Annotated in this window: 23 protein-coding genes; 14 read left to right on the top strand and 9 right to left on the bottom strand. The window is 61.4% G+C overall.

Annotated features, from left to right (window positions below; translation table 11 throughout):
* Window positions 1-111: 111 nt before the first annotated feature.
* Both AB4Z20_RS23410 and AB4Z20_RS23405 read left to right on the top strand, forming a co-directional pair.
* On the top strand, window positions 112-1,032 hold the full coding sequence (locus AB4Z20_RS23410) for a LysR substrate-binding domain-containing protein (RefSeq protein ID WP_253471295.1): 921 nt from the start codon (window positions 112-114) through the stop codon (window positions 1,030-1,032).
* A gap of 228 nt (window positions 1,033-1,260) precedes the next feature.
* Window positions 1,261-1,791: a ferritin-like domain-containing protein gene (locus tag AB4Z20_RS23405; protein WP_214511424.1), complete on the top strand. Its 531-nt coding sequence runs from the start codon at window positions 1,261-1,263 to the stop codon at window positions 1,789-1,791.
* Window positions 1,792-1,911: 120 nt separating this feature from the next.
* Here the strand turns inward: AB4Z20_RS23405 and AB4Z20_RS23400 are convergent, their stop codons facing one another.
* Window positions 1,912-3,987 (bottom strand): AsmA family protein, encoded by a 2,076-nt coding sequence (locus AB4Z20_RS23400; protein WP_442090672.1) that lies wholly within the window; start codon window positions 3,985-3,987, stop codon window positions 1,912-1,914.
* Window positions 3,988-4,364: 377 nt separating this feature from the next.
* On the opposite strand from AB4Z20_RS23400, the gene AB4Z20_RS23395 reads away from it, so the two are divergent.
* From AB4Z20_RS23395 to AB4Z20_RS23360, 8 genes are all read left to right on the top strand, one after another.
* A complete protein-coding gene (locus AB4Z20_RS23395; RefSeq protein WP_442090671.1) occupies window positions 4,365-4,874 on the top strand; it encodes a hypothetical protein in 510 nt (169 codons plus the stop codon).
* Between the two features lie 157 nt (window positions 4,875-5,031).
* Window positions 5,032-5,664, top strand: coding sequence for a TetR family transcriptional regulator (locus tag AB4Z20_RS23390; RefSeq protein WP_014336338.1), 633 nt, complete (start codon window positions 5,032-5,034; stop codon window positions 5,662-5,664).
* A gap of 546 nt (window positions 5,665-6,210) precedes the next feature.
* On the top strand, window positions 6,211-6,594 hold the full coding sequence (locus AB4Z20_RS23385; protein WP_442090670.1) for a DUF6124 family protein: 384 nt from the start codon (window positions 6,211-6,213) through the stop codon (window positions 6,592-6,594).
* Window positions 6,595-6,951: 357 nt separating this feature from the next.
* Window positions 6,952-7,452, top strand: coding sequence for an urease accessory protein UreE (ureE, locus tag AB4Z20_RS23380; protein ID WP_253471291.1), 501 nt, complete (start codon window positions 6,952-6,954; stop codon window positions 7,450-7,452).
* Complete coding sequence (locus AB4Z20_RS23375) at window positions 7,449-8,138, top strand: urease accessory protein UreF (protein ID WP_214511428.1); 690 nt, start codon at window positions 7,449-7,451, stop codon at window positions 8,136-8,138. Before ureE ends, AB4Z20_RS23375 begins: the two co-directional genes overlap by 4 nt.
* 9 nt (window positions 8,139-8,147) lie before the next feature.
* Complete coding sequence (ureG, locus tag AB4Z20_RS23370) at window positions 8,148-8,762, top strand: urease accessory protein UreG (RefSeq protein WP_003197309.1); 615 nt, start codon at window positions 8,148-8,150, stop codon at window positions 8,760-8,762.
* Between the two features lie 31 nt (window positions 8,763-8,793).
* A complete protein-coding gene (locus AB4Z20_RS23365; protein ID WP_253471282.1) occupies window positions 8,794-9,366 on the top strand; it encodes a HupE/UreJ family protein in 573 nt (190 codons plus the stop codon).
* A gap of 229 nt (window positions 9,367-9,595) precedes the next feature.
* On the top strand, window positions 9,596-10,729 hold the full coding sequence (locus tag AB4Z20_RS23360; RefSeq protein WP_442090669.1) for an AGE family epimerase/isomerase: 1,134 nt from the start codon (window positions 9,596-9,598) through the stop codon (window positions 10,727-10,729).
* A 165-nt stretch (window positions 10,730-10,894) separates the two neighbouring features.
* On the opposite strand, the gene AB4Z20_RS23355 is transcribed toward AB4Z20_RS23360, so the two are convergent.
* The 8 genes from AB4Z20_RS23355 to amaB form a co-directional block, all read right to left on the bottom strand.
* On the bottom strand, window positions 10,895-11,659 hold the full coding sequence (locus AB4Z20_RS23355) for an SDR family oxidoreductase (protein ID WP_014336332.1): 765 nt from the start codon (window positions 11,657-11,659) through the stop codon (window positions 10,895-10,897).
* Between the two features lie 848 nt (window positions 11,660-12,507).
* Window positions 12,508-13,224, bottom strand: coding sequence for an ABC transporter ATP-binding protein (locus AB4Z20_RS23350; RefSeq protein WP_053117959.1), 717 nt, complete (start codon window positions 13,222-13,224; stop codon window positions 12,508-12,510).
* Window positions 13,221-14,093: an ABC transporter ATP-binding protein gene (locus AB4Z20_RS23345; protein ID WP_214511432.1), complete on the bottom strand. Its 873-nt coding sequence runs from the start codon at window positions 14,091-14,093 to the stop codon at window positions 13,221-13,223. The genes AB4Z20_RS23350 and AB4Z20_RS23345 overlap by 4 nt, the downstream gene beginning before the upstream one ends.
* Window positions 14,090-15,370: a high-affinity branched-chain amino acid ABC transporter permease LivM gene (gene livM / locus AB4Z20_RS23340; RefSeq protein ID WP_253471276.1), complete on the bottom strand. Its 1,281-nt coding sequence runs from the start codon at window positions 15,368-15,370 to the stop codon at window positions 14,090-14,092. Before livM ends, AB4Z20_RS23345 begins: the two co-directional genes overlap by 4 nt.
* 2 nt (window positions 15,371-15,372) lie before the next feature.
* A complete protein-coding gene (locus tag AB4Z20_RS23335; protein ID WP_053181516.1) occupies window positions 15,373-16,287 on the bottom strand; it encodes an ABC transporter permease subunit in 915 nt (304 codons plus the stop codon).
* A 163-nt stretch (window positions 16,288-16,450) separates the two neighbouring features.
* A complete protein-coding gene (locus AB4Z20_RS23330) occupies window positions 16,451-17,587 on the bottom strand; it encodes an ABC transporter substrate-binding protein (protein WP_214511434.1) in 1,137 nt (378 codons plus the stop codon).
* Window positions 17,588-17,957: 370 nt separating this feature from the next.
* Entirely contained in the window at window positions 17,958-19,241 is a 1,284-nt protein-coding gene (gene amaA, locus AB4Z20_RS23325; protein ID WP_442090668.1) for an L-pipecolate oxidase, read from the bottom strand.
* Between the two features lie 156 nt (window positions 19,242-19,397).
* Window positions 19,398-20,888, bottom strand: coding sequence for an L-piperidine-6-carboxylate dehydrogenase (amaB, locus tag AB4Z20_RS23320; protein ID WP_253471272.1), 1,491 nt, complete (start codon window positions 20,886-20,888; stop codon window positions 19,398-19,400).
* A 176-nt stretch (window positions 20,889-21,064) separates the two neighbouring features.
* On the opposite strand from amaB, the gene AB4Z20_RS23315 reads away from it, so the two are divergent.
* From AB4Z20_RS23315 to AB4Z20_RS23300, 4 genes are all read left to right on the top strand, one after another.
* On the top strand, window positions 21,065-21,973 hold the full coding sequence (locus tag AB4Z20_RS23315; RefSeq protein ID WP_253471270.1) for a LysR family transcriptional regulator: 909 nt from the start codon (window positions 21,065-21,067) through the stop codon (window positions 21,971-21,973).
* A 113-nt stretch (window positions 21,974-22,086) separates the two neighbouring features.
* Window positions 22,087-23,313 (top strand): nicotinate phosphoribosyltransferase, encoded by a 1,227-nt coding sequence (pncB, locus tag AB4Z20_RS23310; protein ID WP_212797752.1) that lies wholly within the window; start codon window positions 22,087-22,089, stop codon window positions 23,311-23,313.
* A gap of 4 nt (window positions 23,314-23,317) precedes the next feature.
* The gene (gene nadE / locus AB4Z20_RS23305; RefSeq protein WP_046064346.1) at window positions 23,318-24,145 is read left to right on the top strand and encodes an ammonia-dependent NAD(+) synthetase; all 828 of its coding nucleotides are present in this window, start codon (window positions 23,318-23,320) and stop codon (window positions 24,143-24,145) included.
* A 211-nt stretch (window positions 24,146-24,356) separates the two neighbouring features.
* Window positions 24,357-24,485 (top strand): hypothetical protein, encoded by a 129-nt coding sequence (locus tag AB4Z20_RS23300; RefSeq protein WP_320389825.1) that lies wholly within the window; start codon window positions 24,357-24,359, stop codon window positions 24,483-24,485.
* Window positions 24,486-24,771: the final 286 nt, after the last annotated feature.

Below are 24,771 nucleotides of genomic sequence, written 5' to 3'. Positions count from 1 at the left end.
TCAACATTGCTTGTGCCTTGCAGCTTGAAGTCTGGCGTTGCTTCCAGACAAATGAGCGCAAGTTCATCTGGATGAATTAATTTCATCTATCGTGCTTTCAGGAGAATTCAGATGTTCGCCAACCTGCCGCTCAACGCCCTGCGCGCCTTCGAGGCAGCCGCGCGACTGCTCAGTTTCAAGGCGGCCGCGGCGGAGCTGTCGGTGACGCCTACGGCGGTCTCCCATCAGATTCGATCCCTGGAGAGCTGGCTGGGGCTGGCGCTGTTCGAACGCCTGCCACGCCAGGTGCGCCTCACCGAGGGCGGGCAACGCTTGTTCCACAGCCTGCACGGGGCGTTGCTGGAGGTAGCGCAAAGCGTCGACACCCTGCGCCCGCAACGCAGCACCAGCCACCTGACACTGTCCACCACCGCAGCGTTTGCCGCCCTGTGGCTGGTGCCTCGCCTCGGGCGTTTTTATGCACGTCACCCGAACATCAACGTGCGCCTGGACACCCACTGCGAGGTGATCGACCTGCACCAGGACGCCAGCGTCGACCTGGTGGTGCGCTACAGCCTGGACGCCTACCCGAACCTGTACGGCATGTGCCTGTTCGATGAAAGCTTCGGGGTCTATGGCTCGCCTGAACAGGTGGCCCTGGCGACACGGCAGGTGCCGACGCTGATCAGCGTGCATTGGCACAACTCCAAGCTGTACGCCCACGGTTGGGATGCCTGGTGCACCCAGGCCGGGGAAACCTGGCTCACCCGGCAGCCGTGCATGCGCGAGTACGACGAGGAGCATTACGCCTTGCAAGCGGCGATTGCCGGGCAGGGCCTGGTACTGGCGAGCAATATCCTGGCTTCCGAAAGCATCGCCAGCGGCTTGCTGGTGGGCTATCGCCCGGACGTCCAGGTCAATGGCGCCGGCTACAGCGCCCTGTGCGTCCCGGGCCGCGAACGCCATCCGCCGGTGCGGGCGTTCTTCCAGTGGCTAGGGGAGGAAGCACGGCTGTCGGGGTTTCCCCCGGTGTTTGCTATGTCGCAGGCGTAGGAGCTGCCGAAGGCTCGGGCCGCGTTCGGACGATCTTTTGATTTTGCTCTTTCGGCGTTCGCTCATGACTCAATGGTCTGGGGCAAGATCGCAGCCTCGTTGCACTCGGCAGCTCCTACACGGGGTCATTTCATAAAACTTTTTGCCTCGCTCATCACTCCCACCTTAAGAAGTGATCGCGCCATCAGAGCGTGACGCCTCAACCGGATCAGCCTCCAGGAGAACGAGATGAGCGACATGCACTTATCCGATGTAACCACCCTGCGCGAACGGGCACGGCAGAACGTGCAGAACGGTGCAGTGACCGAAGGCTACGGTGCCGATCGGCAGGAAGTCATCCGCCTGCTCAACGAATCGCTGGCCACCGAACTGGTCTGCGTGCTGCGCTACAAGCGCCACTACTTCATGGCCACCGGCCTCAAGGCCAGCGTGGCGGCCAGCGAATTCCTCGAGCACGCGAACCAGGAAGCCGAACACGCCGACAAACTCGCCGAGCGCATCGTGCAGCTGGGCGGCGAGCCGGAGTTCAACCCCGACCTGTTGACCCGCAATTCCCACGCCCAGTACGTAGCGGGCAACACCCTCAAGGAAATGGTGTACGAGGACCTGGTGGCCGAACGGATCGCCATCGACAGCTATCGGGAAATCATCCAGTACATCGGCGAAAAAGACCCGACCACCCGGCGCATCTTCGAAGACATCCTGGCCCAGGAAGAAGAGCATGCCGATGACATGGCCGACATTCTGGCCGATCTCTAATACCGCCATCGCGAGCAAGCTCGCCCCCACATTTTGACCGCATTCTTCCAGAAAGAATGCGGTCCCCTGTGGGAGCGAGCTTGCTCGCGATGAGGCCCGTCGCCTCACCGCAAGCCTGGCTTATCGGGTGGGCTTGACCGTCACCGGCGCCTTGCCCGCCTTCATCTGCTCCAGCAGCGGCGCGCACTGGTTCGGCTCACCGCCGCTGGGCGCCACCAGCGCCAGCAACCCCGCCGCCGGCGCGGCGATCACACCCAACGCCACCATCCCGGCGCCGCGCAGCATCAGCGGCACCGCCTTGACCCCGGCGGCGGGCTTGGCGAACGGGCCCCGGACGTACAACGGCGAGCGCAGGGAAATCAGGCGCCAGCCCTTGGACTCGGGGGTAACGGTCAGGTCCAGCTGTTCATTCGCCATGTTCGCCGTGCCGTCGATGTAGATGATCGCGTTCTCGGTGTCGAACACGAACAGGCGCGTGGTGGCCAGGCCGGTCTTGATGTCGAAGTCCGCCGCCGCGCAGTTGATCTTCACTTCCTTGTCACCAAAGATTTTCCCCACCACGTAGTTGCCGACGTTCAGCCCCGCCAGCTCCATCAGCTCACGACTGATGGCGCCGTCGTTGATGAGCATCTTCAACGTGCCATTGGAGGTGCCCAGCAACGCCGCCACCGAATTGCCGCGCCCGGTGATGTCGGCATCGCCATTCAGTTCGCCGAAGCTGGTTTTCATCGGCTCAAAACCCGGGAACAGCTGCTTGAGCTTGAAGCCACGCGCCGTCAATTTCGCCTGGCCTTCAAGGGGCTGGGCATGGCCGTTGAGGCGGATCTGCGCATCGAGGCGCCCACCGGCCACGCCAAAGCGCAGGGGCTCGAGGCTCAACTGCCCATCGCTGAGCACCAGATGGGTATACAGGTCGGTGAATGGCAACTGCTCGCTATGGACAATGCGCTTGCCGGTGAACTCCACATCAGCGTCCATCATGCTCCAACGCTCGGTGCGAAACTCTTCCACGGGCAAGACCTTGTCGGCTGGCTGCTTGCTGGCGCCGCCACGGGCCTTTTGCTCGGTATTGGAGTCAGCACCGATCAGCGGCGCCAGGTCGCTGAACAGCAGTTGGTTGGAGACCAGCGCGCCACTGAGTTTCGGCCGGGGCTGACTGGCGACATAAGCCAGGTCGCCATGGATATCGCTATCGCCGATCTTGCCGTTGAACGCCTCATAGCGAAACAGCGCCCCACCCGGCTCATGCAGCTTGGCAATCAAGTGGCCATCGGTGGCATAAGGCGGCGAATCCGGCAGGGTCACGCCGGTCAGCGGGTAGAGATGAGCCAGGCTTTTGCCGGCCAGCTTCAGGCGCAAGTCCAGGGCCCCGAGATTCCTCGGGTCGGTGAGGGTGCCGGCCAGTTCGACGCGGGTCTCGGCGATCTTCGCCTGGGCCTGGAGCGGAAAGGGTCGTGACGCATCCTGCAAGGCCAGCAAACCACCAACCTTGCCGGAGCCGGCCAGGTTTTGCCCGTGATACTGCCCGTTGACCTTGAAGGCGAACGCGTAGTCCTGCGGCGTCGCGCCCTGGTCCAGGGCCTTTTTGGCAGCTTTGTCACCGACGATATCGCTGAACGGGATGGGTTTGCCCAACGGGTCGATCAACAGATCGAGCCGGGTCTTGAGCGTCTGGTCGTCGAGGGTCACGTGGCCCTTGTCGAAGCCGATGGCGCCGATGTCCACCACCCAGCTGGACGGCTCGGCGTCCGGCTCTTTCGGATCGAATTGGAAGGTCCAGTTGGCGCGCCCGTCAGCCAGGCGTTGCAGGTTGGCGTCGGGCTCCGTCAAGTCGATGCGCGGAATCGCCACCCGCCGGGCCAGCAGGGCCAAGGGCGACACGCGCAACTCAACACGTTTCAGCGTGACCATTTGCGGGTTTTTCGACCAATCCGGGTTGCCCAGGCTCAAGTCCTCGGCCACCACATGGGGCCACGGCATCCAGGCTCGCCAGCCCCCTTCCTCCGGTTCACGCTGCCAGGCAACCGCCAAATTGCCGTTGATGGCAAAGGGGCGATGCAACTCCTCGGAAATCTTGGCATTGAGCGTGGGCTTGATGCGGTTCCAGTCGAAGAAGGCGATGACCAGGACCAGCACGGCCAGCAGGACAACAAGGCTGGCAAAGCTCCAGGCGAGGATTTTCGAGGTGCGCGTCATGCACAAGGCTCCTGATGACAAGTCAGCGTTCGCAACCGCGACGCCGCTGGGAACACGACCCTGCAGTCGGTTCGTTATGAAGGGTTGGACTGGTAAAGCAGCCCACAGGTGCCGATGAACGGCACAAAAAAATGCAATATTCCTGACCGATCAGACAACAAACTGTTACCGCGCCCGCACATTTGCGAGGCAGCGACGGGTACAAAATACCCACCTCGGTGCAAAACCACACCTCGGAAACGCCCGTTCTAGAGCCTTCGCCCAGAACAATCAATTCCGTTGATTATTACCATTGTCTTTATGAACTTTTATATCGACTTATCGAGAGTAGCATTGCCCTCGTACCCACTTTATCGCCCTCCCAAGGAGCAACGACCATGAAACGCCAATTACTGATGAGCCTGTCCCTTTCACTGCTGGCCTCTACGGCTTTCGCCCTGCCAGCCTCCGAACAAGCCACGCCACAGGTCAAGGACAGCCATTCTGTCTACAGCCAGACTGTTGCTGAAGGTGGTCGTGATCGCCTCGAAGAAAAAGGCTTGGTCGAGGGTGGTTCCGAGCGCACTCCACAAGGCCAGAGCCTGGCAGCCGACGGTACCGAGCGCACTCCACAAGGCCAGACCCTGGCAGCTGACGGCACCGAGCGCACTCCACAAGGCCAGACCCTGGCAGCTGACGGCACCGAGCGCACTCCACAAGGCCAGACCCTGGCAGCTGACGGTACCGAGCGCACTCCACAAGGCCAGACCCTGGCAGCCGACGGCACCGAGCGCACTCCACAAGGCCAGACCCTGGCAGCTGACGGCACCGAGCGCACTCCACAAGGCCAGACCCTGGCAGCTGACGGTGGTGACCGTGTGATCGAACGCAACAGTGCAGTGAGCTGAGCCCATGGTGGCCCAGAAAAAAGCCCGATTCCTCCAATCGGGCTTTTAACTTTTCAAACCCTTCGTTTTCCCCGCCTGATCCCTCTCTACCGTTCGACGTCGGCAAAGCCGATTTGCTAGAGTGCGTCGCTCCCGTGAATCAGAAGCCAGCCTTGCGATGCTGCCCCGCGCCGAACAGAAACAACAGACCCGAATTGCCCTGATGGACGCAGCCCGCCATTTGATGGAGTGCGGCCGGGGGTTCGGCAGCCTGAGCCTGCGGGAAGTCGCCCGGACAGCCGGCATCGTGCCCACCGGGTTCTACCGGCACTTCGACGACATGGACCAACTGGGCCTGGCACTGGTCAGCGAAGTCGGCCAGACCTTTCGCGAAACCATCCGCCTGGTACGCCACAACGAATTCGTCATGGGCGGCATTATCGACGCGTCGGTGCGGATCTTTCTCGATGTGGTGCAGGCCAACCGATCGCAGTTCCTGTTCCTGGCCCGCGAGCAATACGGCGGCTCCCTGCCGGTGCGCCAGGCCATCGCCCAACTGCGCGAAGACATCAGCTCGGACCTGGCAGCCGACCTGGCCTTGATGCCCAAGCTGCAGCACCTGGACCTGGCCGCCTTGGGCGTGATGGCCGACCTCATCGTCAAGAGCGTGTTCGCCACCCTGCCGGACATCATCGACCCACCCGCCCAAGCCCTCCCCGAACACCTCACGCCCCAGGCGAAGATTACCCAGCAACTGCGGTTCATCTTCATTGGCCTCAAGCATTGGCAAGGGCTGGGCAGCACCGAATAAATGTCAGCATGCGCTCTCTGTGGGAGCGAGCCTGCTCGCGATGGCGGCGTCTGAGCCCCTTGATTGCTCACCTGACACACCACCTCCCGAAAAACCACGCGACGGATGCTCTGTGATGTAAGAAAAGGTGCATCTCTCCATCAAACATTCAAATCAAAAAATCGCAGCTTTCGGCAGCCGCTAGGCAATTTCTGTAGGACCTGCCGACGGCTGCGATCTTTTGGTGCTTTTCCCCGCCAAACCCTCGGACATTTCCTTCAACACGCCGGGCTGTTCATGAACTAGGCAGCGCTCTCGAGCGCCGCTAACCTTTGTTCGTCATCGCAAAAAACGGTGATACGGACGTGCAAGTCCGATCTAGGAGCGTATTCGTTATGGCTATTCGCCGAGCATTTTTCTATGCTCGCTGACTATTATGGCGGCTGCGCGTGGGAGATCTTCGGGTCTGCCGGGTTCCTGGACCGGTCTTGCACACCTACGTACAGCTGCCACCCATTTTTCGACGTGCAATCGGAGGGTGCCGGCTCCACTTCCAGGATTTTCATTATGTTCAAAGCAACTCCGAATCCCCCGCCAAACAGCCACAAGTCCCGCGTCCAAGCGCAGGAAGAAAAGAAGCTCGATGACGCCGCCACCCGCGCCCTCGATTACTACCTCAAGCCCAAGCCCGCCTCACCGCCCGAACCTGACAAAAACCAGCTCTTCATCGTGTCCCCCCACATCGACACCGAAACCCTGCTCGCCAACGCCTCCGATGACCTGCTCTCCATCAGCACCATCGCCGCCGACCTGGCTGACGACGTGGACGACTCACGCCGCTGCGTCGCCCTGGCGATCAGCCGGATGGCCGATGGGGTGCAATTGTTGGTTGAGCGGGCGTTGGATCATCTGGAAACCAGAGAGATGGCGGCGCCTGGTGCCAAGGGATAGCGCTTTGTTTTGATGCAAGCTGAGCCGACGCCATCGCGAGCAGGCTCGCTCCCACAGGGTTTTGTGTCGAACCGAATATCAAGTTCAACACCAATCCACTGTGGGAGCGAGCTTGCTCGCGATAGCGGTCTGTCAGTGGCATTGATAGTGGCTGATCCACCGCTATCGCGAGCAAGCTCGCTCCCACAGGTTCTTTTTTGTGCCAGCCGCAAAATGGTGCGCAGCATCTCGATACGCACCAACATGGCACGCTATCCGCCCCACCCTGAAACGCCATCCCAGCTATTTCCTACACCTCTTTCGGTTGGCAAGCCCCTTGCTCTAAACACAGCACTGTTCATTGCTGGAAGCACTCCGATGCTGGTGATTCACCGCAGAATCGACACTCAACCGCGCTGGGACGCTGAGCTGCACCTGACCTTTGACGCCCGTAGCAAAAGCCGCCTGCGCTGTTTCAGTGCCGGGGGTGAAGACGTGGGGTTGTTCCTGGAACGAGGCCAACCGCCGCTGTACGACGGCGAATGCCTGCAAGCTGAAGACGGGCGCATCGTGCGCGTTTGCGCCCGCGCCGAACAACTGCTGCATGTCACCTGCGCCAACGCCTTCGAACTGACCCGCGCCGCCTACCACCTGGGCAATCGCCATGTCGCCTTGCAAGTGGGCGATGGCTGGTTGCGCCTGCTGGACGACTACGTACTCAAGGCGATGCTCGAGCAACTGGGCGCCCGCGCCGAATCCATCGAAGCCCCGTTCCAGCCGGAACACGGCGCCTACGGCGGCGGTCACCATCACTCCCGGCACGGCGATGAAGATTTCAACTACGCGCCGCGCCTGCATCAGTTTGGCGTACGCACATGAACCCGGCCTGGGCGCTGCTGCGTCTGGCCAGCCCGCAGTTGCCGATTGGCGGCTACAGCTATTCCCAGGGGCTGGAGATGGCGGTGGACAACGGCCTGGTCAAGAATTGCGACGACGCCCGGCGCTGGATCAGCGATCAACTGCTGCTGAACCTGGCGCGTTTCGAAGCGCCTTTGCTGCTGGCGCACTGCAGCGCAGCAGCCGCTGACGATTGGGACGCCCTGCTGCTGCATTGCGAAGAACACCGCGCCAGCCGGGAAACCCGTGAGCTGTATCAGGAAAGCCGGCAGATGGGCTACTCGTTGCAGCAACTGCTCGCCGGCCTGCCGGAACTCGACGGTGCCGCGCGCGGCTTTCTTGAACAGCTCAGTCTCCAACAACGCAGCGAGCCGCACCTGGCCTTGTGCTGGGCCCTGGCGGCGCGCGCCTGGCATATCGCCCCCCAGGACGCCCTCGCCGCCTGGCTGTGGAGCTGGCTGGAAAACCAACTGGCGGTGCTGATGAAAACCCTGCCCCTGGGCCAGCAAGCCGCCCAGCGCCTGACCAGCGAACTGCTGCCGCTGCTGCAACAGGCCCAGCACGACACCTCGAACATCGACCCCGACCATTACGGCAGCGCCGCCTTTGGCCTGTCCCTGGCGTGCATGGCCCATGAGCGCCAGTACAGCCGTCTGTTCCGTTCCTAGGAGACACTCATGAATACACAACCTCTGCGCGTCGGTATCGGCGGCCCGGTAGGTTCCGGCAAGACCGCCCTGACCCTGGCCCTGTGCCTGGCTCTACGTGAACGCTACAACCTGGCAGTGGTCACCAACGACATCTACACCCGCGAAGACGCCGACTTCCTGGTGCGCAACGAGGCCTTGGCGCCGGAGCGGATCATCGGAGTGGAAACCGGCGGCTGCCCGCACACGGCGATTCGCGAAGATGCGTCGATCAACCTGGAGGCGGTGGACCAGTTGAACCGGCGCTTCCCGGGCCTGGACCTGATCCTGGTGGAATCGGGCGGCGATAACCTGTCGGCGACCTTCAGCCCGGAATTGTCGGACCTGACCATCTATGTGATCGACGTCTCGGCCGGTGACAAGCTGCCGCGCAAGGGCGGGCCGGGCATCTGCAAATCCGACCTGCTGGTGATCAATAAAATCGACCTGGCACCGCTGGTGGGTGCGTCCCTGGAAATGATGGACAGCGACACCCGGCGGATGCGCAACGGCAAGCCCTTCGTGTTCAGCAACCAGAAGACCGGCCAGGGCCTGGACGACATCATCGCCTTCATCGAGCGCCAGGGTCTGCTGACCGCCGCCTGATCTTTCCGACTGACCACAAGGAAGCTTATCCATGACCTTCAAACGCCTCCTCGGCGCCCTCGCCCTGCTGCTGACCCCGGCCCTGGCCTTCGCCCACCCAGGCCATGGCGACAATGGCCTGATCGCCGGCCTCGGCCACCCCATCGGCGGGCTCGACCACTTGCTGGCAATGCTGGCTGTCGGCTTGTGGGCCGCGCAACAACAAGGCGCCGCGCGCTGGGCGCTGCCTTGCACCTTCGTCGGTACGATGCTGCTCGGCGGCCTGCTGGGCTTTGAAGGCCTGGACCTGCCGGCGCTGGAAAGCGGGATCGCCGCCTCGGTGCTCGCCCTCGGCCTGGCGGTGGCATTGGCGGTGCGTCCGCCATTGAGCCTGGCAGTCGGTGCGACGGCACTGTTTGCGCTGTTCCATGGCGTAGCCCATGGCTTGGAACTGCCGGACATGTCGAGCCCATGGGCCTATGCGGCAGGATTCGTCGCAGCGACGGCGGCGTTGCATGGCGCCGGGTTTGCCCTGGTGCGGGTGTTGCCGCGAGCGGCGGCGCCGTTGGTCCGATTGGCCGGGGCGGCTTCGGCGGCGGCTGGGGTTTGGTTGCTGGCGGGTTGACTTTTTAGCGCCTGCCGGGCCGCTATCGCGAGCAAGCTCGCTCCCACAGTTTGATCGGATACACCAGGCCTTGTGGGAGCCAGCCTGCATCCACACTTTGATCGGTGTACACCGGCCCCTGTGGGAGCGAGCTTGCTCGCGATGACGGACTTGCAGGTGCCATCTCTCTGGAGTCGGTCACTCTGCTACCATGTCGCGCAATCGCCCCCAGCCGTGACGACGTCCGCCAATGCCTCATGCTTCCCGCCCCGCTCCCCAGCCTGAATTGACCGCCCTGTTCGCAACGGTGCGTCAGCATTTTCACGACGTGATCGTGCCGATGTGGCAAGGCCCGGGCTGGAATGCCGAACTGGCGTTGCCCTATGAATCCCTGGATGCCGAACATGCGCCGCTGCCACCCCAGCGCTACCGCGCCATGGCCTGTGCGCGGCAGTTGTATGTGTTCGCCAGCCTGATCGGCGAAGTGCCCCAGGCCGAGGAACGGGCCAGTGCACTGTTTCGCTCGCTGCAGCGTCATTTCCACGATGCCGAACACGGCGGCTGGTTCTACAGCATCGACCCGCAAGGCGCGCCGCTGGACACCGGCAAAGACCTCTACACCCACGCCTTTATCCTGTTCGCCTGCGCCCATTACTGGGGCAAGGTCCGCGAACCGCTGGTGGAATCGGTGCTCAACGCGAGCCTGGAGGTCATTGCCCGGCGCTTTGCCAGCGCAGACGGCCTCTACGAAGCCAGCCTCAAGCGCGACTGGTCAGCGACCGGATCCGGCCCGTTGCAAAACCCCTTGATGCACTTGGCCGAAGCGTTCCTCGCCACCCTGTCGGTCCGCGAAGACGCCAACGTCCGCCAGGCGCTGCTGAGCCTGTGCGACGGGATGTCCAAGCAGTTCATCGAGCCGCAGCAACGCGTGATGATGGAGAAGCCGCTCAAGGCTGTGGATAACTGGTTCGAACCGGGGCACCAGTTCGAATGGTATTACTTGCTGGCCTCATCGCCCTTGTTGCGTAACGGCAAGTTGCACACAGCCCTGGCGCACAGCTTCGGCCATACCGAACAACGCGGCGTCGCGCCGGACTCCGGTGCGGTGTGTGCAATGCTGGCCTTGGGATCCCAGGCGGGCCCACGCGATGCCACTCAACGCATCTGGGCCCAGGCGGAATACTTGCGGGCACTCACCTTGCGCCCGGGCAACCAGGGGCTGCTGCTGCGTCAATTGCAGGCGCTGCAGCAGCATTTCCTGCATGCCAAGGGCTGGAACGAATGCCTGGACGCCGACGGCATCGTCAGCCGCCGGGACATGCCGTCCACTACGCCGTATCACCTGCTGACCTGCTATCGCGGGCTGGCCGATTATCTGGCGTAACGCACCTTTGTGGCGAGGGAGCTTGCTCCCGCTCGGCCTGTAGGAGCTGTCGAGCGAAGCGAGGCTGCGATCTTTCCAAGATCAAAAGATCGCAGCCTTCGGCAGCTCCTACAGCGCGGCCCAGCGGGAGCAAGCTCCCTCGCCACAGAAGCCCCCAATCATCGGTTACGCCTTGTTGCGCTCAATGGCGAAACCGGCCCAGGTCTGGCTCACCGGCATCAGCTCCAGGCTGTTGATGTTGATGTGCGCTGGCGCATTGAGCACCCAGAAAATCGTATCGGCGATGTCCTGTGGCTGGATCGGCTCGGCGCCGGCGTAGGTCGCGTTGTAGCGCTCCTGGTCGCCACCGAAGCGCACCAGGGAAAACTCGCTCTCGCACAGGCCCGGCTCAATATTGCTCACCCGCACGCCCGTGCCTTGCAGGTCGCAACGCAGGTTCAGGGAGAACTGTTTGACGAACGCCTTGCTCGCGCCATACACGTGGCTGCCCGGGTACGGGTAGTTGCCGGCGATGGAGCCCAGGTTGACGATCCCGGCCCCACGGCCGTGGGCGATCAGGCGCGGCAACAGCAGGCGAGTGCTGTAGAGCAGCCCTTTCACATTGGTGTCGACCATGGTGTCCCAGTCATCGAGGTCGCACTTGGGTGCCGGGTCGACGCCCAGGGCCAGGCCGGCGTTGTTGATCAGCCCGCGCAACTTGGCGAAGGATGGCGGCAGGTTGGCGATGGCCTCTTCCATGGCCTTGCGATCACGCACATCCAATACCAGGCCATGGACTTCAGTCTGCTTCGACAGCTCGGCACAGAGGGCATTGAGGCGTTCTTCACGACGACCGGTCAGCACCAGTTTCCAACCCGCCTCGGCAAAACGACGGGCACAGGCTTCACCAAAACCGGACGTCGCGCCGGTAATAAACAGGGTGTCAGACATCGTGTTCTCCTTGTTTGAACTTCAACAGCCATTAAATGGAAATCGGCCCACAGCATGCCCGCCCTGGCACGGTAGGGGCAAGGCTTGCACACGGCTTTTGCCCAACGACTGCTCATAAAACAACCAATCAACGCCAGGCCTTGTCAAACAAGGGCCGCAGCCGGTTGCCCGCACCTTATCCACAGGCACGTCCACAGTAATCGGGGGCAAGTGCAAAACCCGCAAGCCGCTGTGCATAAGGCTTTGCGGGGTATTTGGAAAATTTTTTCGCTTGACCCTGCAAGTGAGGTTGTGCAGCGCAAGTTATCTGCTATAAGCCAATGCGAGATGGGCGATGGCTCCAAGCCAGTAACGACGGTGCTCAGCGCAGTCTTTCCAGAGTTTAACCACAGACTTATCCACAGCCTTGTCCATCGACTTTCGAGCCCATTGCAGCGTGCATAAAAGTGTTGACAACAGCCACTCCCGCTTGACTAAAAACGCCTGATCAAAAAACGATCACAGCCCTGCAAGCCACGTATTCAAAGGCTTGCAGCCAGCTACTCCCACGTTACCCACAGCCAGCTCCACAGCAAACGGGGACAAGTCAAAACCGTGACAAAACAACTGTTTGCGGCGACTTTATGTCGCGGTTTCGCAGGGGCTCAGGATTGTTGTCCACAATTGCAAAAACGCATAAAAAACCTGTGGGAGCGAGCTTGCTCGCGAAGGCGGTGTATCAGACACATGGCGTGTCGACTGACCCACCGCTTTCGCGAGCAAGCTCGCTCCCACAGGGGTTGGTGGTGTTTTGGAGGGATAAAAAAACCGGCGATCACTCGCCGGTTTTTTTCATTGCAACCGCCGCCTCAATGCCCGCCCAGGTACGCGTTGCGCACCTCCTCGTTGGCAAGCAGCTCCTTGCCCGTGCCGGTCAGGCGGATTTCGCCGTTGACCATCACATAGGCCCGGTCCGAGAGCTTGAGGGCGTGGTTGGCGTTCTGTTCCACCAGGAAGATGGTCATCCCGGTGGACGCCAGCTCACGCAAGGTGGCGAAGATCTGTTTCACCACGATTGGCGCCAGCCCCAGGCTCGGCTCATCAAGCAGCAACAACTTTGGCCGGCTCATCAATGCCCGGGCGATGGCGAGCATTTGCTGCTCGCCCCCGGACATGGTCATGGCCCGCTGGTTGCGGCGCTCCTTGAGCCGTGGAAACAGCTCGAACATGCGCTGCATGTCTTCGCTGGCGTACTTGTCACCGATGGGAATGGTGCCCATCAGCAGGTTCTCCTCGACGGTCATGTCCGGGAATACCCGCCGCCCTTCCGGCGACTGCGCGATGCCGTTGGAGGCAATGTAGTGCGACGACTTGTGGGTGATGTCCACACCCTGATAGATGATCTGCCCGCCTGCTGCACGCGGCTGGCCGAAGATCGACATCAGCAACGTGGACTTGCCGGCACCGTTGGAGCCGATCAGGCTCACCGTTTCACCTTCGCCAATGTGCATCGAGACTTTTTTCAGGGCCTGGATCGGCCCGTAGAACACGTCCAGCTCCTTGAGCTCGAGGATAGGTCCACTCATACCAGTTCCTCTTCATCGGCACCCAGGTAGGCCGCGATCACCTTCGGATCGTTGCGAATCGCCTCGGGACCGCCCTCGGCGATCACGTTGCCGTGGTCCAGCACCACGATGTGGTCGGAAATGCTCATTACCATGCCCATGTCGTGTTCGATCAGCACCACGGTCAGATCATGCTCGTCGCGCAGCAGCCGGATCATCGCACTCAGCGCTTCGGTTTCCTGAGGGTTGAGGCCGGCGGCCGGTTCGTCGAGGCAGATGATCTGCGGGCGCGTGCACATGGCCCGGGCGATTTCCAGGCGCCGTTGCTGACCATAGGAAAGCTCGCCCGCCAGGCGGTTGGCGCAATCCACCAGGTCCACTACTTCCAGCCAATAGAAGGCATGGTCCAAGGCGTCGCTTTCGGCCTTGCGGTAGCCCTTGGTGTTGAGGATCCCCGCCACCATGCTGCGGTTGACCCACATGTGCTGGGCCACCAGCAGGTTTTCCAGCACCGACATTTCCTTGAACAGGCGAATGTTCTGGAAGGTGCGCGCCAGACCGGCGCGGTTCACCAGGTGAGTGCCGCCGAACATCTTGTAGTACAGCCGGCTGGCGAAGGCTTTCGGCGACACGAAATCAGTCGGGCGAAACGCCTCGCCCAACAGCTTGATGACGTTGGTTTGCTCGCCACGCACGTTGAGCTCGATCTTCCCGCCCGAAGCCTTGTAGAAACCGGTCAGGCAGTTGAACACCGTGGTCTTGCCCGCACCATTGGGGCCGATCAGGGCAAAGATCGAGTTGCGTTTGACTTGCAGGCTGACATCGCTGAGGGCCCTGATGCCACCGAACTGCATCATCAGGTTTTCAACTTTGAGTACGACTTCGCTCATGGCGCTACCCCCTTGCGCGGCGTCACCCCGGTACGGCTGATACGGATCAGGCCGCGTGGACGCCAGATCATCATCAACACCATCAATACGCCGAACAGCAACACCCGGTATTCAGAGAAGCTGCGCAGCAGCTCCGGCGCCACGGTGAGCACGAACGCGGCAATCACCACGCCGACCGTCGAGCCCATGCCGCCCAGCACCACGATGGCCAGGATCAGCGCCGACTCGAAGAAGGTGAACGAAGACGGGTTGACGAAGCCCTGGTAACTGGCAAAGAACACCCCTGCCAGGCCCGCCGTGGAGGCGCCAATGGTGAAGGCCGAGAGCTTGACCAGCACATGGTTCAGGCCCATGGAGCGGCAGGCGATTTCATCCTCGCGCAAGGCTTCCCAGGCACGCCCGACTGGCATGCGGGTCAGGCGATGCTTGATATAGAGCACCAGCAGTACAACGATGAACAGCACGATGTAGATGAACAGGAATTTCAGGTTCGGGTTGTAATCGATACCGAAGAACTCATGGAAGGGCACCCCGCCATCTTTCGCTCTTCGACCAAACTCCAGGCCGAAAAAGGTAGGCGACGGCACGGGCATGCCATTCGGCCCGCCGGTGAACGACAGCCAGTTGTTGAGTATCAAGCGAATGATCTCGCCAAAACCCAGAGTCACGATGGCCAGGTAGTCACCGTGCATTCGCAACACCGGGAAACCCAATATGCACCCCGCCATCGCCGCCGCGATGGCCGCCAGTGGCAGTACCGTCCAGAACCCCAGCCCCAGGTATTGATAGCCCAGCGCCAGGCCATAGGCACCGATGGCGTAGAACGCCACGTAACCCAGGTCGAGCAACCCCGCCAGGCCGACCACGATGTTCAGGCCCAGGCCCAACAGCACATAGATCAGCCCGAGGATGACCACCGTGAGTACGTATTTGTTGGCGAAGAACGGAAACACGATGGCAATCACGATCAACGCCGGGATGATCCAGCGCAGGCGCGACTTGTAGTCGGGCGGCAGCACATGCACACCGGAGCCGGTGCTCTCGAACCCCTGGAGAATCTTCAGCCCCTTGGGGGTTTGCAGGAACAGGCTCAAGGCAAAGCGCCCGATCATCACGATCGCCACCAGCCAGCCGACGCGGGCCGGTTGCAGGTTGAAGCTGTAGCCGTCGAGCACCACGCCGACGATCGGCCCGAACACGATCAGCGAGATCAGGCCGGCCAGGATCGCGTCGATGACGCTCTTTTTGATATCAAGCGGTTTATTGGCAGCAGACATACTTATACCTTCGCCACGAGTGGGCGACCCAGCAGGCCTTGGGGACGGAAAATCAGAATCAGCACCAGCAGCGAGAAACTGAACACGTCTTTGTAGTCAGAGTTGATCAGACCGGAGAACAGCGACTCGGAAATGCCGAGGATGATCCCGCCGAGCATCGCCCCAGGCAGGGAGCCAATGCCGCCGAGTACCGCCGCGGTGAACGCCTTGATGCCGATGATGAAGCCGGCATAGAAGTCGAACGTGCCGTAGTTCATGGTGATCAGCACGCCGGCCAGGGCCGCCATGGCCGCACCGATGATGAACACGTAGGAAATCACCCGGTCGGTGTTGATCCCCAGGATCGACGCCATCTTGCGGTCTTGCTGGGTGGCGCGGCACATGCGTCCGAGCTTGGTGTACTTGATGATGTAGGTCAGCAAGGCCATCCCGGCGAACGCGGCAATCAGAATGAAAATCTTGGTGTAGGTGAGCTGGACGAAACCGCTGCCGATGTCGACGCGCATGGCGCCTTCGAGCAGTGTCGGGACACCCTGTTGGCGGGCGCCCTGGCTGATCTGTGCGTAGTTCTGCAGGATCAGCGAGATGCCGATGGCACTGATCAGCGGTGCCAGGCGGGTCGAGTTGCGCAGGGGTTTGTAGGCGACGCGTTCGATGACCCAGCCATATACCCCGGTGACCACGACCGTGAACACGAGGGTGCCGAGGATCATAAGCGGAAAGGATTCAATACCGAAGTAAGCCAGCAGAGCCAGACTGATTGCCGCGAGGTAAGCGGAAATCATGTAAACCTCGCCGTGGGCGAAGTTGATCATGCCGATGATGCCATAGACCATTGTGTAGCCGATGGCGATCAGACCATAGACCGACCCGAGGGTCAGGCCATTGATCAGTTGCTGCAGGAAAATACCATCCATAACGCAATCTCACGCAGTGAGAACCTGCACACCCAGGGGTGTGCGGTTCTTCTAAGGAAAATACAGATTTACGTCGGAGCAGTGTCAGGCAGGACCGTCGACGTGGCCTTGGAAACCAGGGCTTGCCCGGCTCCCAAGGAGACGTAAACGGTCGCTTCAGCCCTTACTTCTGTTTTTCCAACTGGTGGTATTTGCCGTCCTTGTCCCACTGGTAAACCACGTAGTCGGAGACTTTCAAGTCACCCTTGGTGTCCCATTCCTTCTTGCCCATTACGGTCTGGACCGAGTTGGCCTTGAGCCACTTGGCCGCGTCTTCGCCCTTATTGGACTTGGCACCATTGAAACCGGCGGCCAGGGCCTGGACCGAAGCGTAGGCGTACAGGGTGTAGCCTTCAGGCTCGGTGCCGTTCTTGCGGAACTCTTCAACCACGGCCTTGCTGTCTGGCAGCAGGCGCGGGTCGGCGCCGAAGGTCATGTACACACCATCGACGTATTGCGCGCCGCCAGCGGTGGTGACCAGTTCGTCGGTGACAATGCCATCGTCGGACATGAACTTCACGTCCTTGAGCCCTTGCTCACGCAACTGGCGAACCAGCGGACCGGCTTCCGGGTGCAGGCCACCGAAATAAACCACGTCGGCACCGGCCGAACGGATCTTGGTCACCACGGCACTGAAGTCTTTCTCGCCGCGGGTCAGGCCTTCGTACAGCACCGCGTTCACGCCACGCTTGGCCAGTTGTGCCTTGGTGGCATCCGCCAGGCCTTGGCCGTAGGTGTCCTTGTCGTGCAGCACAGCCACTTTCTTGCCCTTGAGCACGTCGACGATGTAGTCGCCCGCCACGATGCCTTGTTGGTCGTCACGACCGCACATGCGGAACATCGCGCCCAAGCCGCGCTCGGTGACTGCCGGGTTGGTGGAGCCCGGGGTAATGGCGATGATGCCGGCTTCGTCGTAGACCTCCGAGGCTGGGATGGTGTTGGACGAGCAGAAGTGCCCGACCACGCCGATCACCTTGTCCTGGTCAACAAGGCGGTTGGCCACGGCCACGGCCTGTTTGGGTTCGCAGGCGTCGTCGCCAGCGACCAGTACGATCTTCTCACCGTTGACGCCACCTGCCTTGTTGATGGCATCGGCTGCCGCCTGGGCACCCTTCATGTACTGCTCGCCAAATGCAGCGTTGGCGCCGGTCATCGGCCCCGCCACACCAAATTTCACATCAGCTTGAGCAAACGCAGAAACACCCAGCGCAGTTGCCACTGCGAGGGCCAGGAAACCTTTCTTGTAAAACGTCTGGGACATGAGGTGGTGCTCCAAGGTTTTTTTTAGTTGGCACTGCGACTTCATTTCACTGAGAAGCTCAGAGCAAGTGCCGTGCCATCGGTTTTTTATTCTGAAAAAAGTCGCTGTTTTATTGTTATTTCGACTGTTTCGGGCCCTTTTTCATGGGGCGTGCAACCGTCTAAACCGCGCAAGGTGCAACCTTTTATTTAAATGGGTGAAACCCTCCATGAGCCATCATTGCAACCATCGCGCGAAACGGCGTGCAACCACTGTGTAACAACCCACGTCACCGAACTGCACACTGTCGGTGCGCGATTGCTACAACCCGCACCATAACAGGCTAGACGCTACGCCGGAAAACGCGGGTTCCAGCAACAATTTTCAACACTCAAATGACGATCCGCAGGCACTGGCCCGCGTGATACAGCGAAAAACCCGCCTCATACAGGCAACTGCGCAACCCCACCCCGGCCAGTGGCTGCATGGGTGCGAATGGGATCGGCAGGGCCTGGGCATTACCGTGACACAGGTAATCGGCGAACGCCTTGCCGACCACCGTGCCGGTGGTCACGCCCCGGCCGTTGTAGCCGGTAACGGCCACCAGCCCGGGAGCCGGTTCGAACAGGCGCATCAAGTGATCGGGGGTAAAGGCAATGCAACCGGTCCAGGTGCACTCCCATTCCACCGACTTGAGGTAAGGAAAATAGTGCTGCTGCACCCGGTCGGCCCAAGCCTTGAGGAACCAGGTCGGCTTGCGGTTGCCGTTGCCCAGGCTGCCCAGCAGCAAACGGCCGCCCTTGTCCCGGCGGATGCTGCTCAACACCTGGCGGGTATCCCATGAGCCCTGCCCGCCCGGCAGAATGCGTCGGGCGGCCTCGTCGGTCAGCGGGACCGAGGCGACCTGATAGTAATAACCGGGGAAGAAATTGCGCCGCAGTTCGGTCCAGTCGCCCTCGGTGTAGGCGTTGGAGGCGATCACCACCTGCTCGGCCAGCACCGAACCCTGGGCAGTCTGCACCGACCAGCGCTGGCCTTGGCGTTCCAGGCGCGTCACCGGCGAGTGGTCGAATAACTGGCCGCCAAGGTCGATGGCCGCCTTGGCCAACCCGCTGGTATAGGCCATCGGATTGAGCGTGCCGGCGCGACGGTCGAGCAGCGCCGCGGCGATTTTCGACGTGCCGGTGGCATCGACACAGGCCTGGCCGGTGAGTAATTCCACCGGGGCACCGCGGCGCTTCCATTGCGCTTCGCGACTGCGCAGGTCGGCCTCGCCCCGGGCGTTATGGGCCATGTGCAGGGTGCCTTCGCGGCGCAGTTGGCAATCGATGTTGTATTTATCGATGAGGCTGAACACCAGGGCCGGCGCAGCCCCCAGCATGCGGTTGAGCTGGCTGCCCACCGCCTCGCCGAATCCGGCCTCGATGTCATCCGGAGGGATCCACAGGCCGGCATTGACCAACCCGACGTTACGCCCCGATCCACCATGCCCGGCCCGATGAGCTTCCAGCACAACCACGCGCTTGCCTTGTTCGAGCAAATGCACCGCCGCCGACAGCCCGGTAAAGCCCGCGCCGATCACGCAGACGTCGGCCGTGACTTCGCCGGTGAGCGCGCTGTTTTCAGGCCTTTGCGGCGTCAGTTTTTCCCACAGACACTCTTCGCGTAACGGCATTGCCAGACTCCGAAAAAGAAACCCAACCACCACACCATTTCATTTGTGGGAGCGAGCTTGCTCGCGATGGCGGTTTATCTACCGATATTGATGTCGGCTGATTCGACGCTATCGCGAGCAAGCTCGCTCCCACAGGGGATTTCCGTTGACTCGACCTCAGTCGAAGGTAATCCCCTGCGCCAACGGCAGCTCCAGCGAGTAGTTCACGGTGTTGGTCTGGCGGCGCATGTAGCCGCGCCAGGCGTCGGAGCCGGATTCGCGACCGCCGCCGGTTTCTTTTTCGCCACCGAATGCGCCGCCGATCTCGGCACCGCTCGGGCCAATGTTGACGTTGGCGATGCCGCAGTCGCTGCCCACGGCCGACATGAATTGCTCGGCTTCACGCACGTCGGTGGTGAAGATGCAGGACGACAGGCCCTGGGGCACGGAATTGTTCAGCTGCAAGGCCTCGGCAAAGTCCTTGTAGCCGACCACGTACAGAATCGGCGCGAAGGTTTCGTGGCGCACCACATCGCTCTGCTCGGGCATCTCGACGATGGCCGGCGAGACGTAATAGGCATTCGGGAACTGGTCTTCAAGCTGGCGCTTGCCCCCAAACACGCGCCCGCCTTCGCTCAAGGCCTGCTCCAGCGCATCCTGCATGTTGTCGAAGCTGTGCTTGTCGATCAGCGGCCCGACCAGGTTGCCTTCCAGCGGATGGCCGATCCGCACTTTCGAATAGGCGGCCTTGAGGCGGGTGACGATTTCTTCCTTCACCGATTCATGGGCAATCAGCCGGCGCAGGGTGGTGCAACGCTGGCCGGCGGTGCCGACGGCGCTGAACAGGATGGCGCGTACGGCCATGTCCAGGTCGGCGCTCGGTGCCAGGATCATGGCGTTGTTGCCGCCCAGTTCCAGAATGCTGCGGGCGAAACGCGCGGCGACTTTCGGTGCCACTTCACGGCCCATGCGGGTGCTGCCAGTGGCGCTGATCAACGCCACACGCGGGTCATCCACCAGCGCTTCACCGGCATCGCGACCGCCGATGATCACCTGGCTCAGGTATGGGGGGGCGTCGCTGAAATTCTTCAGCACGCGCTCGAACAGCGCCTGGCACGCCAGGGCGGTGAGCGGGGTCTTTTCCGACGGTTTCCAGATCACCGCGTTGCCGCACACCAGAGCCAGCGTGGTGTTCCAGGCCCAGACCGCCACCGGGAAATTGAAGGCACTGATCACCCCGACCACGCCCAGCGGATGCCAGGACTCACGCATGTGGTGGCCCGGACGCTCGGAGGCGATGGTCAGGCCGTACAGCTGGCGGGACAGGCCGACGGCGAAGTCGCAGATGTCGATCATCTCTTGCACTTCACCCAGGCCTTCCTGGGTGATCTTGCCGGCTTCCCACGACACCAGTTCGCCAAGGTCGGCCTTGTATTCACGCAACAGGTCGCCAAATTGACGCACCAGCTCGCCGCGACGCGGCGCCGGCACCTGGCGCCACAGGTCGAAGGCGTGTTCGGCACGGCTGACCTGCTGCTCGACTTCAGCCGCGCCTTCCCAGTTCACAGCGCCGATCCGGCTGCCATCAATGGGCGAATGCACCGGTTGTGTGCCGTTCTGGTACAGGGCCGAGTCGACGCCCAAGCGATCAAGCAATGCAGCAACCATGGAAATTTCCTCACACGAAAGACAAATGAGTGGCAGCCGGACGAATGCGACTGATCAGACCTGTAGTTGTAGCTGGCTCGAGACTTGCCAACAAACGACCTTTAAGCGAGATATCATTCCGTTTATTCATGCTGGCCATGACCGGATAAGCAGAGCCACAAGAAATAAGGCCTCATATGCTCAATAAACGCTATTTGCCGTCGATCACGGCGCTGCAATGCTTCGAAGCGGTGACCCGCCACCTGAGCTTCACCCGTGCCGCCGAAGAGCTGAACCTGACCCAGAGCGCCGTCAGCAAACAAGTCGCGCAACTGGAGGAGTTGCTGCAGCACTTGCTGTTCCGGCGCGTGCGCCGACGCTTGCAGCTGACGCCTGCCGGTGATTTGTACCTGGGGGAAGTGCGAAAAATCCTCACGCAGGTGGAAATGTCTACCCATTACCTGCGCTCCTACGGCGGCGACACCGAAGTCCTGCGCGTTTCCACGCCTCCGACCTTCGGCGCTCGCTGGTTGGTCCCACGCTTGAAGGGTTGGCGATTGCGGCATCCGAAGATTCACCTGGACCTGTGCAGCGAGCAGGAGGCCGACGACTTGCTGCAAGGGCGCAGCGACCTGGCGTTCTATTTCGGCCAAGGCTCGCGACCTGGCACCGAATCCCTGAAGCTGTTTGGCGAAGAACTGGTACCGGTCTGCGCGCCCGGCAGCCTGCCTGACCAGCCCTTCACCGACCCGACCCAACTGGCCGAGCTGGTGCTGCTGCAAAACGCCTCGCGGCCCCAGGCCTGGCACGACTGGTTCGACCACCAGGGCTACCACACCGAACATAGCTACCACGGGCCGCGTTTCGAAACGTTCTACATGTGCATCCGCGCAGCCCAGGTCGGCTGCGGCGTCGCCCTGCTGCCGCGGTTTCTGGTGGAAGAAGAACTGGCCGACGGCAAACTGGTCATCCCCTGGCAACACGCGATGCCCAGCACCAACGCCTATTACCTGGCCTATCCGGAACATTCGGCGGAAGTGCCCAAGGTGCGGCTTTTCGTGGAGTGGATGCTGGAGCAGATCGACAACCCGGATGCACCGCAATAGCGGCAGCCAACACAAAACACTGGCAATACCCACCACGGTTATGCGCCACTAGCCCTTTCACTACAAACCGCCGAACCTCGCTGCCCACGGCTGCGGCCTGTCTGGAGAACCCTATGAGCGAGAGCGTATTTGCCGATCGTATCGTGCAGAACCTGCTCGACACCGACTTCTACAAACTGACGATGATGCAGGCGGTGTTGCACAACTACCCCAACGTCGAAGTCGAATGGGAATTTCGCTGCCGCAACAGCGAAGACCTGCGCCCGTACCTGGCGGAGATCCGCTTTCAGATCGAGCGCCTGGCCGAGTTGAGCCTGAGCGCCGACCAGTTGGGTTTCCTGGAGCGCATCAGCTTTCTGAAGCCGGACTTCCTGCGCTTCCTGGGCCTGTTTCGCTTCAACCTGCGCTACGTGCACACCGGTATCGAAAACGGCGAGCTGTTCATCCGCCTGCGCGGGCCGTGGCTGCACGTCATTCTGTTCGAAGTGCCGCTGCTGGCCATCGTCAGCGAGGTGCGCAATCGTTATCGCTATCGTGAAATCGTGCTGGAACAGACGCGGGAACAGCTTTATCGCAAGTTCGACTGGCTGAGCGCCAACGCCAGCGCCGAAGAACTGTCCGAACTGCAAGTCGCGGACTTCGGCACCCGTCGTCGGTTTTCCTTCCGTGTCCAGGAAGAAGTGGTCAACGTGCTCAAGCACGATTTTCCGGGGCGTTTCGTCGGCACCAGTAACGTGCACCTGTCCCGGGAACTGGACATGAAGCCCCTGGGCACCATGGCCCACGAGTGGATCATGGCCCACCAGCAACTGGGCCCGCGGCTGATCGACAGCCAGATCGCTGCCCTCGATTGCTGGGTGCGCGAGTACCGAGGCCTGCTGGGGATCGCCCTGACCGATTGCATCACCATGGACGCCTTCCTCAAGGATTTCGATCTGTTCTTCGCCAAGCTGTTCGACGGTTTGCGCCATGACTCGGGCGACCCGGTGATCTGGGCCGAAAAAGCCATTGCCCACTACCACAAGCTCGGCATCGACCCGATGAGCAAGACCCTGGTGTTCTCCGATAGCCTGACATTGCCCAAATGCCTGGAGATTTTTCGGGCATTGCGTGGTCGCATTAATGTCAGCTTCGGTATTGGCACCAACCTGACGTGTGACATTCCAGGTGTAGAGCCGATGAGCATCGTGCTTAAAATGATCAGCTGTGACGGGCAACCCGTGGCCAAGATTTCAGACGAGCCCGGCAAGACCCACTGCAAAGACCCGAATTTCGTCGCCTACATGCGACATGTTTTCCAAGTACCTGCCGCCCTTTCTGACACATCAAGCAAGGAGTGAATTCATGCAAGCCGTACAGCGTGAGATTGCTGAACAGCTCAAGGTCCAGCCGCCGTTCGCCGATGACGCCGCCCTCAAGGCCGAAATCGCCCGGCGGGTGGGCTTTATCCAGGATTGCCTGGTCAACTCCGGCCTCAAGTCGCTCGTGCTGGGCATCAGCGGTGGCGTCGATTCGTTGACCGCCGGGCTGCTGGCCCAACGTGCCATGCGCGAACTGCGGGAGAAAACCGGTAACGCCGCCTACAAGTTCATCGCCGTGCGCCTGCCGTACGAAACCCAGTTCGACGAACATGAAGCCCAAGCCTGCGTGGACTTCATCGACCCGGACGAGCGCCATACCGTCAACATCGGCCCGGCGGTCAAGGCCTTGGCCGATCAAGTCGCGGCATTCGAAGGCAAGGCAGCGGTCTCGCGGGATTTCGTGCTGGGCAATACCAAGGCGCGGATGCGCATGGTGGCGCAATACACCATCGCGGGCACCGAGCACGGCCTGGTGATCGGCACCGACCATGCCGCCGAAGCGGTGATGGGTTTCTTCACCAAGTTCGGTGATGGCGCCTGCGACCTGGCGCCGTTGAGTGGCTTGGTGAAAAACCAGGTCCGGGCCATCGCCCGTGACTTTGGCGCGCCGGAGTCGCTGGTGGAAAAAATCCCCACCGCCGACCTTGAGGACCTGTCCCCAGGCAAGCCGGACGAAGCCTCCCACGGTGTGACCTATGCCGAGATCGATGCGTTCCTGCACGGCGAGCCTGTGCGGGACGAGGCGTTCAGGATCATTTGCGAGACCTATCGCAAGACTGAGCACAAGCGGGTGATGCCTTATGCCCCGTAACGGGTAATCACTGTGGGAGCGAGCTTGCTCGCGATAGCGGTGTGTCAGCTTGCATTGATGTTGAATGTAGAGAGGCGTGGTTTGGTGTGTATATCCGTTGCTGCGGTAACGGCTGCTGGCGGTTCCGCTCTTACAGCGGGTCACTTTTGGAAGAGCGCCAAAAGTAACCAAAAACGCTTTGCCCCACCACTCGGCACCTCGCCTAGGCTCGGTGTGCCCGAACGAAGGCATTGCTCCGTGGGCCCGCCGCGAAGGGCCATCCATGGCCCAGCGCGGCTATCCCGGCATCCATGCCGGGATGCCCACTGCGCAATGCCTGCGTTCGGCCAGCGTGGTTTAACGGGGCGTCCAGATCAAGATCCAAAACAAGAGCAAGAGCAAGAGCAAGAGCGGGGCTCATGCCGGCATCTGTGTGGCTGAGCCACCGCTATCGCGAGCAAGCTCGCTCCCACACTGGATCTTCCGTAGACACAATATTTATGTGCATCCAGAGCCCCCTGTGGGAGCGAGCCTGCTCGCGAAGAGGCCGGCACATCCAACATCTTCATTGACTGGGACACCGTCATCGCGAGCAAGCTTTGCTCCCACAGATCTAATGGGTGTACGACCGCAAGAGCCAGGTCGGC

Origin of the sequence: Pseudomonas sp. KB_12 (genome assembly GCF_052114545.1) — a bacterium.
GTDB classification, from domain to species: Bacteria; Pseudomonadota; Gammaproteobacteria; order Pseudomonadales; family Pseudomonadaceae; genus Aquipseudomonas; species Aquipseudomonas brassicacearum.
Note: the sequence above shows the minus strand (reverse complement) of the source record. Positions and strands in the feature narration are given on the sequence as shown.